At 59.8% G+C, this 276-nt stretch carries 1 pseudogene; it reads right to left on the bottom strand.

From position 1 onward, the window contains the following. A pseudogene (locus R0J88_RS19905) lies at nt 1-276 on the bottom strand (hypothetical protein); the annotation flags it as partial.

Genomic DNA, 276 nt, shown 5'->3' with positions numbered 1-276 from the left:
CTTGATGAACATCATCGGCGGCAGGTCGTCCAGGTACCAGTTGGCCGGGATCTCCACCAGGTCGGTTTCCTGGCCCCGCACCAAAGGTTTCATCCAGGTGTCGGGGTGCTGGCTGTAGTCGATCTTGGTCCAGCTGTCGCCGACCCGCACGTAGTAGGGATGGAAGTCGTTGTGCATCAGGCTGTGGTCGTACTTGATGCCCTTTTTCAGCAGCAGCTCATTGGTCACCTTGCTGAATTCCCACCAGGGCGCAACGTAGCCGGTGGGGCGCTTGCC

This window comes from Pseudoalteromonas sp. SIMBA_162 (assembly GCF_046535955.1).
Classification (GTDB): Bacteria; Pseudomonadota; Gammaproteobacteria; order Enterobacterales; family Alteromonadaceae; genus Pseudoalteromonas; species Pseudoalteromonas marina.
This window is presented reverse-complemented; position numbering and strand designations above follow the sequence as displayed.